Below are 16,863 nucleotides of genomic sequence, written 5' to 3'. Positions count from 1 at the left end.
GTCAACGCCGCCGCGTGCGGCCTCAAGGAGATTGCTCCATGCCGAAGAAGCCAACGGTGTCGCTCCGTCCCGTCGTCGAGGCCATCGAAAAATTGCTCGAGGATCTCAACGCTGCGGACGAGCCTGCCGACACGAAGGACCAGCACCGCGCCAAAGCCCTCAAGGCCACCCTCGAAGGGACGAGGATGATGCTCCAGTCGGAATGCTTCAGTCGCGCCGCCAACGACACGGTCTACGAGTTCCCTTCCTGAGGCCGTGAGCGCTGCGGCCGACAAGGCGCGCCGCCGCGTGCGGCGCGCGCCGCACGTGTTCTGCACGTGGCAGGGAGAAGGCCGGCTCGTGCAGTCACCCCGGCGGGCCTCCGGGGTGCCGGCCTCGCCGCTGGTCATGGACGTGCTCGATCAACTCGGCGCCTGGACCGACGTCGATCGGCTGGCGCGCACCGTCGACCTGCCGCCGCCGGTTCTCGATATCGTGCTCGAGGGACTCTCGGCGCACGGCCTGATCGAGACCGAGGGCGACCGGGTCACGGTCGACGATGGACGTCCCGAGGCCACTCCATGGCACGGGTGGTCACCGGCGGCATACCTGTTTCACCTGGCCACGCGTGACGTCACCTTCGCCCGTCGCGATTCCGCCGAGCCTGACAGTCGCACCCCGCGGCCGCCTGCCGAACTTCCACCGCTCGGCACGTTCGACATCGCGCTGCCCCCGCCAGGACTCGCTGACGCATCGCTTCGGGCCACGTTGCGCGACCGCCGTACGCATCGTCGTTTTGCACCCGGTCCCATACCAATCGAAGCCCTCGGCACCTTGCTCGGCATCACGTTCGGCGTGCAGGCGTGGGCGCACGCTGGCGAAGGTCCCCTGGCGCTCAAGACCTCGCCGTCGGGCGGTGCGCGCCACAGCCTCGAGGCGTACGTGTGGGTACGGCGCGTCGACCAGGTAGCGCCAGGGCTCTATCACTACCGTCCGGGCCCGCATGCGCTCACGAGGCTCGACGACCGCACCGAGCCCGGCTCCGTGACGTCGTGGTTGCCGGCACAGCCCGGCTACGAAGACGCGGCGGTCGTCGTCGTGCTGTCCTCCGAACTGGCGCGCGTGGCGTGGCGCTACCGGAGCGCGCGTGCGTACCGTGTCGTGCTGATCGAGTGCGGCCACCTCGCGCAGACGTTCTGCCTGGTCGCCACCGCGCTCGGGCTCGCGCCGTTCTGCACCGCGGCACTCGCGGACACGGTCATCGAAGGCGACCTCGGGCTCGACGGCCGGATGCAGCCGGCGATGTATGTGGTCGGTGCGGGGCGCGTCGTGCCCGGGGCGTGGCAACCGCACGCCGGGCAACCGGCACCACCACTCGAGATCACGGAGCTCGGACGGGCCCTCGCCGACCGGGTCACTCGTCGTTCGAACGGACCCCGACCTCGACGTCGTCGCGCGAGTGGACGGTGACGACCACCTCCATCGGCCGGCAGCACACCCAGCAATCCTCGACGTAGATCTGCCGGCGGCCTGCGGTCACGTCCACGACCAGTGTGACCGGCTCACCGCACGACGGGCAATTGGTGTCGATTTCCATCAGGTCAACTACTGAATGTCTCGCGGCTCACCGGGGAGTGTGTCGCGCGCACGCAGCGCGCGGGCAGCGCGGTAGTAGCGTGACGGGAGGGCATGCCCGACTGCAGGCTCCACGAGTGATGAGGCGGCGACGACGGCGTCGAGGTCGATGTCTCGTGCCAGTCCGAGGCCATGCAGCATGTAGATCAGATCCTCGGTGGCGACGTTGCCGAGCGCTCCCGGCGCGAACGGACAGCCGCCAAGTCCGCCGGCGCACGCATCGAACGTGGTGATCTGTTCATCGAGCGCCGCGAGGACATTCGCGAGCGCCGTGCCACGGGTGTCGTGGAAATGCAGCGCTACGCGGTCCAGTGGTACCGACGTGTGCATGTCGCGCAGGACCGCACGGACCTGGCCCGGATGCGCGACGCCGATGGTGTCGCTGATCGCGAGCTCGAACACGCCGTGCGCGAGCAATGCCTCGCAGACGCTGATGACGTGCGCCACGGGGACGTTGCCCTCGTAGGGGCACCCGAATGCGGTGGACACGTACCCGCGCACCCGCATGCCAGCGGCGAGCGCCACCGCACAGACCTCGCCGGCGGCCTTCAGCGCCTCGTCGATCGATTGATTCAGGTTGCGGCGGCTGAATGTCTCGGAAGCGGCAGGGAACACCGCGACTTCCCGCACGCCTGCGGCGATGGCCCGGTCGAGTCCACGCACGTTGGGGACGAGTGCGGAGATCCGCACCCCACGCCGGGTGAGTCCGGTATCGGCCACGAGTGCGGCGCACACTTGGTCACTGCTGGCCATCTGCGGCACGCGCGCTGGATGCACGAACGCGCCCGCCTCGATGCGCGTCAGCCCCGATTCGGCCAACGCACGCACGAATGCCAGGCGGTCGGCGACCGGGACCGGGATGGGCTCGTTCTGCAGGCCGTCGCGCGGTCCGAGTTCCACGACGGCGATGCTCACGGCGTTTCCTCACGTGGCACAACGTCGACGAGGATCCTGCCTGGCGCCACGCGGTCGCCGACTGCGCAGTGCACCGCCTCGATCCGGCCGGCGAACGGCGACTTGAGCGGCAGTTCCATTTTCATCGCCTCCAGCAACACGAGTGTCGCGCCGGCCTCGACCACATCACCAGGTGCGACGAGCACGGCCGTCACCTGGGCCGGCATCGGTGCGTCCAGCGTCGCGTGGCCGTGCGAGTGCGGCCGCGTGCGTTGCTCGCTCGCACTGGCAACGACGATGACTTCGCCGTCGACGTGCACCCACACCTCGTCGTCCGCGCCGGTCACGGCATGCGCCACGTGCCGCGTTCCCTTGTCGTCGGTCACCAGCCACGTGCCGTCCGGACGCCGGTCCACCTGCCACTCAGCCACGCCAGCCCCCGAGCGTGTGCCACGGCGTCGCGAGTGACGACGTGCCGGTCGCCGCCGCCGCGCCATCGCGTTGCTGATCGATCGGGAGGAGCCGATGTCGTGCCGCGACGGCCGATGCCGCCGCCAGTGTCGCCTCGGCGGCAGGAGCGGTCAACGATTCGTGCTCCTGCGCGAGCCACCCGGTGTGTATCGCGCCCGCCTCGACGTCGGCGTGCGACAGCACGCGAAGGAGATACGGGGCATTGGTGTGCAGTCCCAGGACGACGAAGTCGCGCAGGGCCTGGCGTGCGCGCGCCAGCGCACCAGCGCGTGTCGGGGCGTGGACGATCAGCTTGGCGAGCAGTGGGTCGAAGTCGGGCGTGATGACGTCACCCTGACGCACGCCGCTGTCCACGCGAATACCGGGTCCCTGCGGCTCGATGTAGCGCAGGATGGTGCCGGACTGCGGCAGGAATCCCTGCGACGGCGCCTCCGCATACAGCCGGCACTCGACAGCATGGCCGCGAGGGGTAATCGATTGCTGCAACAACGCCAGCGGCAGTCCGTCGGCCACGTCGAGCTGCAACTGCACCAGGTCCAGTCCGGTCACCAGTTCGGTGATCGGATGCTCCACCTGGAGCCGGGTGTTCATCTCGAGGAAGTAGAAGGGCGCCTCGCCATCGTCGCCGTCGAGCAGGAACTCCACGGTGCCCGCACTGCGATACCCCGCCGCGCGCGCCGCCGCGACGGCCGCGGCGCCCAGTCGCGCCCGCAGGGCCGGCGACACGACCGGCGACGGCGCCTCTTCGATCACTTTCTGGTGTCGGCGCTGCAGCGAGCACTCGCGTTCGCCGAGATGCAGCGTGGCACCGTGTGCGTCGGCCATGACCTGGACTTCGATGTGTCTCGGCCGGCCGATGCGCCGCTCGATGTACAGCGTGCCGTCGCCGAACGCGCTCTCGGCCTCGCGGCGGGCTGCGCCCAGGGCCTCGTCGAGATCCTCGATCCGTTCAACGACTCGCATACCCTTGCCACCGCCGCCCGCTGACGCCTTGACGAGCAGGGGCACGCCGACCTGGGTGGCCGCCGCGCGCAGCGCCTCGATCGACTGGTCGTCCGGGCGGGCGCCAGGCACGCAGGGCACGCCGGCCGATTCCATCAGGCGCCGGGCCTCGAGTTTGGACCCCATCCGCGCGATCACGTCGGCAGGTGGGCCGATGAAGGTCAGGCCCGCATCGGCGCAGGCCGCGGCAAGCGCCGGCCGTTCGCTCAGGAAGCCGTAGCCAGGGTGCACGGCATCAGCGCCGCTGCGCCGCGCGGCATCGATCACGCCTGCCACCGAGAGGTAGGCGGCGACCGGACGTGCATCGGCGCCAGAATCCGCCTCCTGTCCATCGGGATCGAGACACACCGCCTCGTCGGCCGCCAGTACGTGCATCCGTCCGGCATCGGGGCCCGCGTACACGGCAACCACGCCCAGTCCGCGCTCCCGGCATGCCCGGGCGATGCGAACCGCGATCTCGCCGCGATTGGCAATGAGTACCTTACGCACTCGAAGGTCCCCGCGACTGCCAGGACGGTGTCCGGCGTTCGAGGAATGCCCGCAGGCCCTCCTGGCCGTCGTCCGACACACGCTGCCTGGCGATGGCTTCGGCCGTGAGACGCCGCTCGGCCGCCCCCGGCAGCGGTGCGAGTTCCGCGAGCAGTGCCTTGGTCGCCCGATGCGAGGAGGCCGCCCCGAGCGCGATCTCACCCAGGCGTTCCTCGACCACCGCGTCGAGATTCGCAAGCGGGCAGGTCTCGTCGATGAGGCCGAGGCGGTGCGCATCGGCCGCAGGCATGCGATGCGCGCGCAGGAACAGCGTGCGTGCCGCGGCGATGCCGATGCGCCGGACGACATAGGGCGCAATCGTCGCCGGCAGGATCCCGACCCGCGCCTCGGTGAAGCCGACCTGCGTGTCGTCGGCGGCGATGACGATGTCGCTGACGGCCAGCAAACCGGCGCCGCCCCCGAGTGCCGCTCCATGCACGCGCGCCACCACCGGCATCGGCAGTGACGCGATGGCATGGAACAGGTCGGCCACGGCGATCGCGTCGTCGAGGTTGCGGTGCTCGTCGTAGTCGCGCATGCGGCGCATCCAGGCGAGGTCGGCGCCCGCGCAGAAGGACGCACCCGCACCGGCCAGCACCAGCACGCCCACCGTCTCGTCGCGTGCCAGGGCGCGCGCCTCGTCATGCATCGTCGCGATGAGGGCGTCGTCCAGTGCATTGCGCACGTCGGGCCGATTGAGCGTCCACCACACCTGGCCCCCGCGCCGTTCGACTTGCAGTCCGCTCATGCCCCGCCTCTCTTGCTGTCTGTGCTGGCCCGGCCCCGGCCGCGTTCGGAGAACGGGCCCTACCTTGCGTGCCCACGCCGCATCCGTCGGTGGTAGGGCCCTCCGTGAGGGTGGCGGGCTTGCGAGGCGCCGTGCCCATCACATCCGGAACACGCCGGTACGCGGCTCCTTCAACGGCGCCTGGTGGCTCATCGCGATCGCCAGCCCCAGCGCATCGCGCGTCTCGAGCGGGTCGAGGATGCCGTCGTCCCAGAGCCGGGCCGTGGAGTAGTAGGGCGATCCCTCGTGGTCGTACTTGGCCAGCAGTGGATCGCGAATCGCGGCTTCGTCGTCGGGCGACAGTGACTTGCCCTGCCGCGCGAGTTGGTCCCGCTTGACCGTGACGAGCACGCCGGCCGCCTGCTCACCGCCCATTACGGAGATGCGTGCGTTGGGCCACATCCACAGCAGGCGCGGGTCGTAGGCCCGGCCGCACATGCCGTAGTTGCCGGCGCCGAAGGAGCCGCCGATCACAACGGTGAACTTAGGCACCCGCGCGGTGGCGACCGCGTGGACCAGCTTTGCGCCGTCCTTGGCGATACCGGCGCGCTCGTACTGCTGGCCGACGATGAAGCCGGTGATGTTCTGCAGGAAGACGAGCGGAATGCCGCGCTGATCGCAGACCTCGATGAAGTGCGTCGCCTTGAGCGCGGATTCGGAGAAGAGCACGCCGTTGTTGGCCACGAGGCCGACGAGGTATCCGTGCAGCCGGGCGAACCCGGTGACGACCGTCGGCGCGTAACGCGTCTTGAACTCGTCGAAGCGGGAGCCATCCACGAGCCGCCCGATCACCTCGCGCACGTCGTACGCCTGGCGCAGATCGTCGGGCAGGATGCCGTAGATCTCCCGCGGATCGTGGAAGGGCGGCTCGGGTGCGATCCGGTCGACGGGAGGGCGGGTTGTCACGGGGACGGTCGAGATGACGGTGCGCACCAGGTGGAGGGCGTCGGCGTCATCCTCGGCGAAGTAGTCGGCGACGCCGGACAACCGTGTATGCACGTCGGCGCCGCCCAGCGCTTCCGCGGTGACATCCTCGCCGGTGGCCGCCTTGACGAGCGGCGGCCCCCCCAGAAAGATCGTGCCGGTGTCCTTGACGATGATCGTCTCGTCCGACATGGCAGGGACGTACGCGCCACCTGCCGTGCAGGAACCCATCACGACGGCGACCTGGGCAATGCCCGCGGCCGACATGCGCGCCTGGTTGAAGAAGATGCGGCCGAAGTGATCGCGGTCGGGAAACACCTCCGCCTGCAGGGGCAGGAACGCGCCTCCCGAATCCACGAGGTAGATGCAGGGCAGGCGGTTCTCGAGCGCCACGTCCTGCGCACGCAGGTGCTTCTTGACGGTGAGCGGAAAGTAGGTGCCGCCCTTGACGGTCGCGTCGTTGGCGACGATCAGGACCTCGCGTCCCGACACGCGTCCAACGCCCGTGACGAGGCCGGCCCCAGGTGCGGCGCCGTCATACACATCCCAGGCGGCGAGCGGCGACAGTTCCAGGAACGGCGATCCAGGATCCAGCAGGCGGTCCAGGCGTTCCCTGACAGTGAGCTTGCCGTGCGCGCGGTGGCGGGCTTGTGCCTCGTCGCCGCCGCCTTCCCGCGCCTGCGCCCGCCGTTCCCGCAACTCGGCCACGAGCGCGGCCATCCGGCTGGCGTTGCGCCGAAAGGGTTCGCTGCTCGGATCTACGGACGAGCGCAGGCGGTCCATCAGCTCACCAGCCGCAACAGTCGGTCTTGTAGCCGCACGACGGGCAGCGCCACACCGCGTGCATCCGGAACATTTCCGCCCCACACCTGTCGCACACCGTCGGCGGGTCGGCCTGCGGCTGCGCACGGACCGGGGCGGGGTCGCGTGGCCGCGGCGCCGCCGGACGCAAGGGTTCCTGGGGCATGCGCCGGATTATAGAGCGCCGTCCGTGGCAGTCCCCAGAAGAGGTCGCTCATCAACCGGCGACGTGCGCGTCCGCATTTGTTACGCTTGGGGGCGCGACGCATGGAAGCCCGACAGTTTGCGTCTGATGGCAGGACAGCCCGAGAGTGCTGGTCTGTCGGGAAGGAAGACATGGCAGGTGAACGGATGTTGCGGCTGTTGCTCGTGGGCGAGATGGAAGCGGCGATCCGGATCGGGCTGGATCGGCTGAACGAACGGCGGGCGGTCGAACTGCGCGAGACCGCTGCCGGCGACGTCGAACTCGCCGTCGAAGTGTGGACCCCGGACATCCTGCTGGTGGCTGCCGGCGCCGGTGCGGCCGGAGGGCCCGAAGCCCTTCGTCACTGGCGGCACCAACTGCCCGATGCCGACACCGTCGTCGTGCGGGCTGGCGAGACTGACGTCAAGACTGCCGACTGGTTGCGTGCCGGCGCCTTCGCGGTCGTCGGCCGTCCGGTCGAGCCAGACGAGCTGGTCGAGGAACTCGAGCGCGCGGCCGAACGCGTGCGGCTCCGCGTCGAGAACCGGCAGCTTCGCCGGCAACTCGAGGCGCCGCGTCGCTTCCCGGCGATCGTGGGGCAGAGCAAGAAGATGCTCGAGCTCTACGAACTGGTCGGCGCGGTGGCCGGCAGCGACGCCAACATCCTGGTACTCGGTGACAACGGCACGGGCAAGGAACTGATTGCCAATGCGGTGCACGCCCACAGCGCCCGTGCCGAGGGACCCTTCATCAAGATCAACTGCGCGGCGCTGCCCAAGGAGCTGATCGAGGCCGAATTGTTCGGCTACCGGCGGGGGGCCTTCACCGGCGCGTTCACCGACAAGGCCGGGCTGCTGGCGATGGCCGAAGGTGGGTCGCTCCTGCTCGACGAGATCGGCGAGATGCCGTCCTACCTGCAGGCCAAGCTGCTGCGCATCCTGCAGGAACGGGAGTTCCGCCCGATCGGGAGCGATCGAAGCGTACGCGTCGACTTCCGGCTGATCTGCGCCACCAACGTCGACGTCGAGGCTGCCCTGCGAGAGGGCCGGCTGCGCGAGGACCTCTACTTCCGCATCAACACGATCACGGTGCGGGTGCCGGCGCTGCGCGAGCGGCTCGAGGACGTGGCGCCGCTGTGCCAGCATTTTCTTGCGCTGTACAACGGCCGCCACGGTCGGACCCTGGGTGGCGTGAGCCCGGCGGCGTACCAACGCCTGATGCAGCACCGCTGGCCGGGTAACATCCGCGAACTCGAGAACATCATCGAACGCGGCGTGCTCGTCGCTCGCGGGCCCGACCTGCAGCCGGAGGACCTGCCCGACTCGGTCGTCACGTCCGCGGCCGGCGGCCCGATCGCGCCCGACCTGCTGCCCGCCACGGCCACGCTCGCCGAGATCGAGCGGATGGCGATCCTGCAGGCGTTGCAACGGACCAACTGGAACAAGCAGGACGCCGCGCAGCAACTCGGGCTCTACCGTCCCACCCTCTACAGCAAGATGAAGAAGCACGGCATCACGTCGCCGCCGCGCGTTCGCCGCCGGCTCGCGGTCGAGTCGCCGAGCGAATCGCCCGCGTGACCGAGCGCTCCCGGCTGGCGCGCGCCGCGTCCGCGTGGTCAAATGGCGACACGCGCCCTGCACGAGCGGGCGCATGGAGGACCGAGCGCGTGACGGACCGGACCAAGATCATGTTGTCGGCACTGGCAGGCGCCACGGGCGGGGCCGTGGCCGGCTATCTGCTACTCACGAAGAGCGGTGAGGACGTGCGGGCGAAGCTCCCGGTCCTCGAGGACGTGATCGGCCGCCTGCAGGATCTGCAGGCGTCGGTGCAGCACGCGCGCGGTGTCGCCGGCCAGAGCTGGTCGACATTGCGCGACATCACTCGCGACACAACCGGGCGTGCCTAGACCTGGACGAGGAAAGCCATGAGCCACGACGATGCCAATGGCCGCAACGGCGGCGCGACATTCCTGATCGGCTTCATCGCCGGTTCCATGCTCGGGGCGGGATTGGCGCTGCTGTTTGCGCCCAAGCCCGGAGACGAGACCCGCCGTGAAGTGGCCGAGCGCGCGCAGCGCGTGAGCGAAAGGGCGCGCGCCGGTCTCGGAACCGCGTCCGACCGCGTCTCGCATTTTGCCGAGCGCGGCAAAGCGATGTACGAGACCGCGGCCGAGAAAGCGCGCGAGGCGGCCAAGGCGGTTCGGGAGGGCCGTGACCCGAGCGCGGTCGTTGCTGAAGCCGCCGACGAAACCTTCAGCTGATTCCGGCATGACCCGCGGACGGAGCGCTGCCTCCGTCCGCCTCCCGTGGTCCCGTGAGCCGTCGCCTTGACGCCCTCGCTCCCGTGCCCGACCCGGACGCCTCGCCCGGGTCGTGGCCGCGTCAGCTCTCGTCGATGCTGACGCTGCCGCGGACGATCGGCCTCGCTGCCTGGCGGGCGCTGATTCGCTTCTTCAACAGCGACAACCTCACGTACGCGTCGTCGATTTCGTTCTACGCCCTGCTGTCGCTGTTCCCGCTGTTCCTGCTGCTGTTCTCGATCCTCGGGAGTGCCACGACCAACGAGGACGCGCGCATCCGCGTGTTCAACTTCGTGCTCCGCTACTTCCCGCGGCAGTTCGACTTCATCTCCACACAGGTGGATGCCTTCCGGCAGCAACGGATCCAGCTGGGACTGGCAGCGAGCCTGCTGATGATCTGGTCGTCGCTTGGCGTGTTCGGCGCCATCACGACGGCGGTCAACTATGCGTGGAAGGTCGATCGCCAGCCCAACTACTTCAAGCACAAGCTGGTGGCGTTCTCCATGCTGGCCGCCTCGAGCGTGCTGCTGCTGGTCGCGCTGGCCCTGGTCAGCACGGCATCGCTGATCGAGGCGCGCTGGTTCGCCAGTGCGGTGGGGACGATGCCGGCTCTCGACTGGGTGCGTGGCCTGTGGGCGCGCTGGGCGAGCACGCTGCTGTTCATCATGGTGACCGGGCTGATCTTCTACTTCGTGCCCAACACCAACAAAGTGCGGTTCCGCGACGTGTGGCCGGGCGCGATCATCGCTGGGCTCCTCTGGCGAGGGGCCCTCGCGGGGTTCAAGTGGTACGTGCGCGACCTGTCGCGCTTCAGCGTGCACGGCACGATCGCCAGCGTGGTGGTCTTCCTGCTCTGGGTCTACGTCTCGGCCGTGGTCCTGTTGTACGGCGTCGAACTCACGGTGGCGTACGCGCAGATGCGCCGGCTCGCGCGCCAGCCGCCGCCACGGTGAGGCCGTACCCGGCACCCGGCACCCGGCACCCGGTACCCGGTACCCGGTACCCGGTACCCATTTGGTGACTACCTGAAGATTACCCACAGCGCGATCACGCCGAGCATCAGCGCCACCGACAGCGGCGCCTGCCAGCGCATCGTCCTGCGTTCGGCCTCGCTCGTGACATAGCCGCCTTCGAGCGTCCCGAACGTCAACCCACGCAACTGCGCTGCCGGAGTCGCCGCGGTTGCAAGGGAGACGCCGACTAGCAGCACGGTCGCGATCACGAACAGCAGCACTGCGAAGTGGAGAAAGTTGACCGACACGAACCATGTGAGGGCGGGGCTGTCGGCGACCAACGGGCGCGCCTTCATGACCTCGAGCACGAAGCGCGCGGCTCCGAGAATCGCCCCCGATGCGAGCGCCGTGACGGCCCCTTCCTTGTTGGCGCGTGGCCAGAACACGCCGAAGAGGAAGACCACCGCGATGGGTGGGCTGATGTAGGCCGACACGCTCTGCAGGTACACGAACACCTGGGAACTCAGCGTGCGGATGAACGGCACCCACAGGATGCCGAGCACGACCATGACCACCGTCGCGAGCTGGCCGACGCGCACCAGTTGTGTCTCGGTGGCCTGCGGACGGAGCTTGCGATACACGTCGAAGGTGATCAGCGTCGAACTCGAGTTGAAGGTCGCCGAGAGCGACGACATCAGGGCCGCCATCAGCGCCGCCACCATGAGGCCGGTGAGCCCGGAGGGCAGCAGGCGCAGCACCATGATCGGGTACGCGTTGTCGCCGGTGACGTCGGGATACAGTGCCTTTGCGATCACCCCGGGCAGCACGAGCACGAACACCGGCGTGATCTTCAGGAGGGCCGCGAGCATGGTGCCGCCGCGCGCGTGCGCTTCGTTCTTTGCGCCGAGCACCCGCTGCACCATCGCCTGGTCGGTGCACCAGTACCAGATGCCGAGGATCGGCGCGCCGAAGAAGATACCCGTCCACGGGAAGTCCGGGTGGCTCATCGGACGAATCATGGAGAAGAAGTCAGCGGGCACCTTCGCTCGCAGGGCGCTCCAGCCACCGACTTCGGAGAGCCCGAGCGCCGTCAGGACGATGGCGCCGCCGAGCAGGATGATCGCCTGCACCAGCTCGGTGTAGATCACCGCCGCCAGGCCGCCGGCCACCGTGTACACGCCGGTGGCTACCACCATCACGACGGCCGACGTGTAGAAGTCCCAGCCGAGCAGCGTCTCGAGCAGCAGCGCGCCGGCGTAGAGCGACACGGAGATCTTCGTGAAGATGTAGGCCAGCACCGACACCGTCGTCAGATACCAGCGGCAGGCCGGCCCGTAGCGGCGCTCGAGGAACTCGGGCATCGTGAACACCGCGCTGCGCAGGTAGAACGGCGTGAACACCCAGCCGAGCGTCAGCACCATGAACACGGCGAGCCACTCGAAGTGCCCGACGGCCAGCCCGGTGGTCGCCCCCGATCCGGCAAGGCCGATGAAGTGCTCGCTGGAGATGTTGGTGGCAAACAGCGACGTGCCGATGGCGAACCAGCCGACGTTGCGATCGGCCAGGAAGTACTCCGTCGAGGATCGGTTGCGGCGTGCGAAGGAAAAGCCGATCGCGAAGATCAGGACGAAGTACGCGGCCAGGACCGCGAAATCGAGGGTAGTCATGCGTCCGCGGATTGTACCCGCGGGCGAGCCCGGGCGCGCTTACGCCGGAGCGGGGACGAGGATCTGCGGTCGCAGCCCGAGTTCGTCGCGCACCGACTGGGCGACGGCGCCGGCCACCCGCGCGGCCTGCCCGGCCTGCGTGAGGACCACGATCGAGCCGCCGAAGCCGCCGCCGGTGATGCGTGCGCCGAGCGCGCCGTGCTGGGCACGCGCGATCTCCACCATCCGGTCGATTTCCGGCAGCGACACTTCATAGTCGTCCCGCAGCGACGCATGCGACCCGTCCATCAGGGCGCCGAAGCGGGCCATGTCACGCTTGCGCAATGCGTCGACGGCGCCGAGCACGCGGCCGTTCTCGCTGACGATGTGCCGGGCGCGCTTGCGCAGCGGGTCGGGCAGTGTGTCGAGGCGCTGGTCGTCGTCAGCGACGTCCCGCAAGTCGCGGACGCCGAGCAACCGCGTGGCGGCATCGCACTCCTGCCGGCGCAGCCGATAGCTGCCGGTCGAGATGCTGTGACTGATGCCAGAGTTGATCACCGCGAACTCGGCGGTCGAGGGAATCCGCACCAGTTGCCACGAGAGATCCCGGGTGTCGAGAAACAGCGCCTGGTTGGCCGCGCCGAGCGAACAGGCGATCGGATCCATCACGCCCACGGGAACGCCGATGAAGTCGGTCTCGATGCGTCTGGCCAGGCCGGCGAGCACGACGTCGTCGATCGGCAACTGGAACAGGTCGCGCAAGGCGCGAAGGACCGCGACCGAGAGCGAGGCGCTCGACGACAGGCCGCTGCCGAGCGGCACTTCGGATCTGATTACGGCGTCGAAGCCGCTGACGCGGTGCCCGGCCGCCCGCAGCACGGCGCTGGCGCCCTGCACGTAATCCACCCACGCGCCGGCGCGGGCCTCCTCGCCGACAACGAAGCGGACCTGCTGCTGATCGTGCGGCATGGAGGCGCTCCACGCACGCGACGCAGCATCGGCATTGGCAGCGGCGGCGACTGCGGTGGTCTGCGGGATCACCATCGGCAGCACGTAGCCGCCGGAGTAGTCCGTGTGCTCACCGATCAGGTTCACGCGTCCGGGCGCCTGGCCAATCACGGTGCGCCGGTGACCGAGGTGCCGGATGATGTCGTGATGGGGTATTTCTGTCACAGGCGAGGGGGCGCGTCTCAGGAGGCGGGCTGCAGGTTGCCGAGCGCCTTCAGGATTGCCGCGGCGAAGTGCGGAACGTCGTCGGCCTTGCGGGCGGTGATCACACAGCCATCCTCGACGACGGGGCGATCCACGTAGCGTCCGCCGGCGTTCTTGATGTCGATGGCGATGGACGGCCAGCACGTGATCGTGCGGCCCGCCACGGCCTTCACCGAGATCAGCAACTGCGCGCCGCGGTCGATGGCCGCCACCGGCTTTCCCGCCGCGAGCGTGTCGCGGACGAGGTCGATCATGGCGTGCCGCATCCGCATCCGATCGGGGGCATGGCCGCCGGGGATGAGCACCGCATCGAAGTCCTTCGCATGCGCCTTGCCGGCCGCGAGTTCCGACTCCACCTCGAGGGACTTGCGTCCGCGATAGGTACGTCCCGCGAGCGGACCGACGATCACCACCTCGACACCGGCCGACCGGAGAAGGTCGCTCGTGCCGGCCACGTCGGCATCCTCGAACTCATCCTCCACGAGCAAAGCCACGCGCTTGCGTTGATCGGTGATCACTGGCGTCTCCCTGGGCCGATATTACATCAGGGCTTCGAGGCCAAAGGGCCCCAGCGACCCTCAGCGACGCCAGAAAACAAGAAAGCGGCGGTCGGTCGCGCCCGCAAGGGGAGCTAGACGTGGCGCGGCGCGTCCGGGAACGTCACAGGTCAGGTCACGGACTGACCACAGGTGAGCCCGACCGGCGCGTTGGCAATCAGAAGCCGCGGTAGTCCTTCGCATTGGGTCGACCGCGTTCTTCTTCATCGCGCTTCCCCTCTTGCGGCTTCTGCTAGTCGGGAACGAACGCATCTCGGTACCTGGCCCGCGCGCAGGGACCGCGTGCCCGATACGCAAGCGCTCGTCTACGCGAAACGTCGGTCTATGTGCACGCGCGGTCGTTGACGCCGTGGCTGACGCGTTCGGGCGCCGGCGAGGTGATTCTGCGCGCGAAGCGAGGCATGGCGTGTGTCTCCGTAGGCAACGTCAGACGCCGTCGGCCGTGACCCGGTGCTAGAATCGCGCCCGGCCCAGGGTCCCCCATGATCTTCGAACGCATCCGAGCGTTCGTCAGTTCCTCGATGGAAGAGCTCGAACCCGAGCGTCTTGCCGTCAAGCAGGCGCTCGACGAGCTCAAGATCGACGCCTGGCTTTTCGAGCGCGACGCGGGCGCCCGGCCGGAGAGTCCCGCGCTGACCTTCAGCAAGGAACTCGACAGCGCTGATATCTACGTCGGCCTGTTTGCGAACAAGTACGGGGCGTACACGGTCGAAGAGTTCGAACTGGCGACCACTTTGGGAAAGGACCGCCTGGTGTACGAACGACGGACCGCCCTTGACGGCCGCGATCCGCGGCTCGAAGCCTTCCTCGCGCGGGCAGGTCACGTCGAGAACGGGGTCACGGTTCGGCGGTTCGAGAACGCGTCACAGCTCGGAGCCATGGTCAAGGACGACCTGGCGGCCTGGCAGGCGCGCCGGATCCGCGACCAGCGAACGGAGATGGCGCAGCGCCGTGCCACGCCGGGCCGGGACGTCGAACAGTCCCAGCTCGAGATCCTGCGCCGCAAGGTCGAGCAGTTCTGGGTGGACGGCGTCCTCAAGCACTCGCTGTACGACGAAGTCCTGATCGATCTCGGCATCGAGGGCAACACGGAGGCCATCGACCATCCGTGGGCCACCGTGCTGGAGTTGCCGGACCACTCCACGCGCGAGCTGTTGAGGAGCCGCAAGATTGCGGACATCTTCGAGGAAGCGGGCCGATCGTTGCTGGTCCTCGGCGAGCCTGGCGCGGGCAAGACCACGTGCCTGCTGGACCTTGCCCGCAGCCTGCTGGCCTCTGAACACGAAGGCATCACCCCGGTCGTCTTGAATCTCTCGTCCTTCGGCTCGCGAAGCGGGCCGCTCTTCGACTGGCTGACCGAGGAGATTCGCGGCAGGTACCAGATCCCGAAGCAGTTGTGCCGCCGCTGGCTGACGGAGGGACGCCTGCTCCTGCTGCTCGACGGGCTCGACGAAGTGAACGAGTCGCGACGTGCTGACTGCGTTCGCGCCATCAACGCGTATGTGGAGAGCCATGGTGCGCCCGGCCTGGTGGTCTGCAGCCGCGTCGCCGAATACGTGGCGCTACCCGACCGGATCAAGGCCTGGGGGGCGATCCGGCTTCGACCGCTCGAGGCGGCGCAAATCCAGTCCTACCTCATGCAGATCGGACCTCGCTTCGCAGGTCTTGCATCGGCGCTCGACAACGACGAGTCGCTTCGCTCGCTGGCCACGTCGCCGCTGCTGCTGAACGTGATGGCGCTGGCCTATGCCGACGCGTCGCCCGAGGCGCCGTCGGCGTCCGCGGACACCACACCCGAGAAGAGACGCCACGCTCTGTTCGACCGGTACATCCAGACGATGTTTGCCCGCAAGGGCGTCCGGGAGGGGCTCGGGACCAGACCGCAGACGATCGCCTTCCTTGCCTGGCTGGCGCGCGCGATGCGGGGCCAGGGCGTCACTGAGTACCTGGTGGAGCAGATGCAGCCGTCGTGGCTCACGAAACGCTGGGCGCTTGCCGCCTACGTCGTGACCGGCCGGACCGCGCTCGCGCTCGCGTTGACCGGCGCCTGGGGCCTGTATTTTTCCGAGGGGTCGATCCGCTTCGCGGCGTGGGCGGCCCTGTCGCAGGCGTTGGCCGTGAGTCTCTTCGAGCTCGTCATGGCTGGCACGGGCTTGTCTCGCACGCTCGGATGGCTGCGACCGATCGGCATCTGGATCGCCAGCGGTCTGGTCGTCGGCGTCGTCGTCCATGTGGGCCTTCAGACGATTTCCCCGTCGCCGTCCGACGTCTCGTTCTCGCTCGATCAGGTTCTTTTGTCTGCCCTTGGGAGCATCTTGATCATCGCGCCGCTCAGTATCGTGCTCGCCTTGAAGGCTCGGCTCCCTCTGACCAAGGAAATCGAGACGTTCGAAAGCGTGGGATGGTCGAGGCGATCCGCCTTGAAGCGCAGTTGGGGCGGCGTCGTGGTCGCCCTCGGCCTGATGCTCCTGGTCGAAAACGCGTTGTCCGGGCTGGCTGCCGCTTCGGGTTGGAGGGGTTACGCCACAGTCGTGGCGGTGGGCTGGTTGGCCGGATTCGGCCTCGGGGGTGTGCAGCCACGGGCGCTCAAGACGTTCTCGCCCAATCAGGGGATTCGGCGGACCATGCTCCGGGCGGCGCTCGTCTTTGCCGGATGTGTCGGCGTGGTGCTCGCCTTGACCTTCGGTTCCGATTTTGCGAAGCCGGGCATGTGGGTGGGCCTCGCCTACATCCCGGGAGCACTGGGGTGTGCGGTGTTCGGGGGAGCGGACATCGTCCTCCACTACGTCTTGCGGCTGATGCTCGTCATCTCCGAACGCACGCCGCGGAGGCTCATCGGATCACTGAGACAGGGGGTGAGGCTGGTATTCCTGCGTCAGGTGGGAGGCGGTTTCATCTTCGTCCACCGCCTGCTCCTGGAGCATTTCGCGGGACTCTCGACACCCGCTCCTCGACAACCCGGCTAGTCCGCGCTGAGAGCGCGGACACGCG

General features: G+C 68.6%; 17 protein-coding genes. 7 read left to right on the top strand and 10 right to left on the bottom strand.

Annotation, left to right across the window (positions count from 1 at the left end; all coding sequences use genetic code 11):
* The first annotated feature begins 38 nt into the window (after positions 1–38).
* Together LuPra_RS21520 and LuPra_RS21515 are read left to right on the top strand one after the other, a co-directional pair.
* Positions 39–251 carry a hypothetical protein gene (locus LuPra_RS21520; RefSeq protein WP_110172655.1) on the top strand — a complete coding sequence of 71 codons (213 nt, stop codon included), beginning with the start codon at positions 39–41 and terminating at the stop codon, positions 249–251.
* A gap of 4 nt (positions 252–255) precedes the next feature.
* On the top strand, positions 256–1,449 hold the full coding sequence (locus LuPra_RS21515; RefSeq protein ID WP_110172654.1) for a SagB family peptide dehydrogenase: 1,194 nt from the start codon (positions 256–258) through the stop codon (positions 1,447–1,449).
* On the opposite strand, the gene LuPra_RS34640 is transcribed toward LuPra_RS21515, so the two are convergent.
* The 7 genes from LuPra_RS34640 to LuPra_RS32180 all read right to left on the bottom strand — a co-directional run bounded on the left by LuPra_RS34640 (position 1,394) and on the right by LuPra_RS32180 (position 7,187).
* Positions 1,394–1,576 carry a zinc ribbon domain-containing protein gene (locus LuPra_RS34640; protein WP_110172653.1) on the bottom strand — a complete coding sequence of 61 codons (183 nt, stop codon included), beginning with the start codon at positions 1,574–1,576 and terminating at the stop codon, positions 1,394–1,396. The two genes, LuPra_RS21515 and LuPra_RS34640, sit on opposite strands and share 56 nt — an antisense overlap.
* A gap of 8 nt (positions 1,577–1,584) precedes the next feature.
* Positions 1,585–2,529, bottom strand: a complete 945-nt coding sequence (locus LuPra_RS21505) for a hydroxymethylglutaryl-CoA lyase (RefSeq protein ID WP_110172652.1) — start codon at positions 2,527–2,529, stop codon at positions 1,585–1,587.
* Positions 2,526–2,939: an acyl-CoA carboxylase biotin carboxyl carrier protein subunit gene (locus LuPra_RS33375; RefSeq protein ID WP_234800494.1), complete on the bottom strand. Its 414-nt coding sequence runs from the start codon at positions 2,937–2,939 to the stop codon at positions 2,526–2,528. Before LuPra_RS33375 ends, LuPra_RS21505 begins: the two co-directional genes overlap by 4 nt.
* The gene (locus tag LuPra_RS21500; protein ID WP_234800493.1) at positions 2,932–4,470 is read right to left on the bottom strand and encodes an acetyl-CoA carboxylase biotin carboxylase subunit; all 1,539 of its coding nucleotides are present in this window, start codon (positions 4,468–4,470) and stop codon (positions 2,932–2,934) included. The genes LuPra_RS33375 and LuPra_RS21500 overlap by 8 nt, the downstream gene beginning before the upstream one ends.
* Complete coding sequence (locus tag LuPra_RS21495; protein WP_110172651.1) at positions 4,463–5,257, bottom strand: enoyl-CoA hydratase-related protein; 795 nt, start codon at positions 5,255–5,257, stop codon at positions 4,463–4,465. Before LuPra_RS21495 ends, LuPra_RS21500 begins: the two co-directional genes overlap by 8 nt.
* Positions 5,258–5,395: 138 nt before the next feature.
* Positions 5,396–7,003 (bottom strand): carboxyl transferase domain-containing protein, encoded by a 1,608-nt coding sequence (locus tag LuPra_RS21490; protein WP_110172650.1) that lies wholly within the window; start codon positions 7,001–7,003, stop codon positions 5,396–5,398.
* A gap of 4 nt (positions 7,004–7,007) precedes the next feature.
* On the bottom strand, positions 7,008–7,187 hold the full coding sequence (locus LuPra_RS32180; RefSeq protein ID WP_157899511.1) for a hypothetical protein: 180 nt from the start codon (positions 7,185–7,187) through the stop codon (positions 7,008–7,010).
* Positions 7,188–7,357: 170 nt separating this feature from the next.
* Between LuPra_RS32180 and LuPra_RS21485 the strand changes: the two genes are divergently transcribed.
* Genes LuPra_RS21485 through LuPra_RS21470 form a run of 4 tightly spaced genes read left to right on the top strand, consistent with a single transcriptional unit; the run spans position 7,358 to position 10,457 of the window.
* The gene (locus tag LuPra_RS21485; RefSeq protein WP_162271465.1) at positions 7,358–8,782 is read left to right on the top strand and encodes a sigma-54 dependent transcriptional regulator; all 1,425 of its coding nucleotides are present in this window, start codon (positions 7,358–7,360) and stop codon (positions 8,780–8,782) included.
* Positions 8,779–9,111 carry a hypothetical protein gene (locus tag LuPra_RS21480; RefSeq protein ID WP_157899510.1) on the top strand — a complete coding sequence of 111 codons (333 nt, stop codon included), beginning with the start codon at positions 8,779–8,781 and terminating at the stop codon, positions 9,109–9,111. Before LuPra_RS21485 ends, LuPra_RS21480 begins: the two co-directional genes overlap by 4 nt.
* A gap of 18 nt (positions 9,112–9,129) precedes the next feature.
* Positions 9,130–9,465 carry a YtxH domain-containing protein gene (locus LuPra_RS21475; RefSeq protein ID WP_110172647.1) on the top strand — a complete coding sequence of 112 codons (336 nt, stop codon included), beginning with the start codon at positions 9,130–9,132 and terminating at the stop codon, positions 9,463–9,465.
* A 53-nt stretch (positions 9,466–9,518) separates the two neighbouring features.
* Positions 9,519–10,457, top strand: coding sequence for a YihY/virulence factor BrkB family protein (locus tag LuPra_RS21470; RefSeq protein WP_157899509.1), 939 nt, complete (start codon positions 9,519–9,521; stop codon positions 10,455–10,457).
* Between the two features lie 68 nt (positions 10,458–10,525).
* Here LuPra_RS21470 and LuPra_RS21465 read toward each other — a convergent pair whose 3' ends face one another.
* The 3 genes from LuPra_RS21465 to LuPra_RS21455 are packed head-to-tail and all read right to left on the bottom strand — an operon-like array spanning position 10,526 to position 13,833.
* Positions 10,526–12,124, bottom strand: coding sequence for a sodium:solute symporter (locus LuPra_RS21465; RefSeq protein ID WP_110172645.1), 1,599 nt, complete (start codon positions 12,122–12,124; stop codon positions 10,526–10,528).
* A gap of 39 nt (positions 12,125–12,163) precedes the next feature.
* A complete protein-coding gene (gene galK / locus LuPra_RS21460; RefSeq protein WP_110172644.1) occupies positions 12,164–13,276 on the bottom strand; it encodes a galactokinase in 1,113 nt (370 codons plus the stop codon).
* A 17-nt stretch (positions 13,277–13,293) separates the two neighbouring features.
* Positions 13,294–13,833, bottom strand: coding sequence for a DJ-1/PfpI family protein (locus LuPra_RS21455; RefSeq protein WP_110172643.1), 540 nt, complete (start codon positions 13,831–13,833; stop codon positions 13,294–13,296).
* Between the two features lie 521 nt (positions 13,834–14,354).
* Here LuPra_RS21455 and LuPra_RS21450 point away from each other — a divergent pair.
* Positions 14,355–16,838 (top strand): DUF4062 domain-containing protein, encoded by a 2,484-nt coding sequence (locus tag LuPra_RS21450; RefSeq protein ID WP_110172642.1) that lies wholly within the window; start codon positions 14,355–14,357, stop codon positions 16,836–16,838.
* The last annotated feature ends 25 nt before the right edge of the window (positions 16,839–16,863 follow it).

It is taken from the genome of Luteitalea pratensis, from assembly GCF_001618865.1.
Classification (GTDB): domain Bacteria; phylum Acidobacteriota; class Vicinamibacteria; order Vicinamibacterales; family Vicinamibacteraceae; genus Luteitalea; species Luteitalea pratensis.
This window is presented reverse-complemented; position numbering and strand designations above follow the sequence as displayed.

Bases quoted from the DNA above. Each gene is read 5' to 3' on its own strand.
- LuPra_RS21520 (WP_110172655.1), top strand. From the start codon at position 39: ATGCCGAAGAAGCCAACGGTGTCGCTCCGTCCCGTCGTCGAGGCCATC.
- LuPra_RS34640 (WP_110172653.1), bottom strand. From the start codon at position 1,576: ATGGAAATCGACACCAATTGCCCGTCGTGCGGTGAGCCGGTCACACTG.
- LuPra_RS21495 (WP_110172651.1), bottom strand. From the start codon at position 5,257: ATGAGCGGACTGCAAGTCGAACGGCGCGGGGGCCAGGTGTGGTGGACG.
- LuPra_RS21490 (WP_110172650.1), bottom strand. From the start codon at position 7,003: ATGGACCGCCTGCGCTCGTCCGTAGATCCGAGCAGCGAACCCTTTCGG.
- LuPra_RS32180 (WP_157899511.1), bottom strand. From the start codon at position 7,187: ATGCCCCAGGAACCCTTGCGTCCGGCGGCGCCGCGGCCACGCGACCCC.
- LuPra_RS21485 (WP_162271465.1), top strand. From the start codon at position 7,358: ATGGCAGGTGAACGGATGTTGCGGCTGTTGCTCGTGGGCGAGATGGAA.
- LuPra_RS21475 (WP_110172647.1), top strand. From the start codon at position 9,130: ATGAGCCACGACGATGCCAATGGCCGCAACGGCGGCGCGACATTCCTG.
- LuPra_RS21465 (WP_110172645.1), bottom strand. From the start codon at position 12,124: ATGACTACCCTCGATTTCGCGGTCCTGGCCGCGTACTTCGTCCTGATC.
- LuPra_RS21450 (WP_110172642.1), top strand. From the start codon at position 14,355: ATGATCTTCGAACGCATCCGAGCGTTCGTCAGTTCCTCGATGGAAGAG.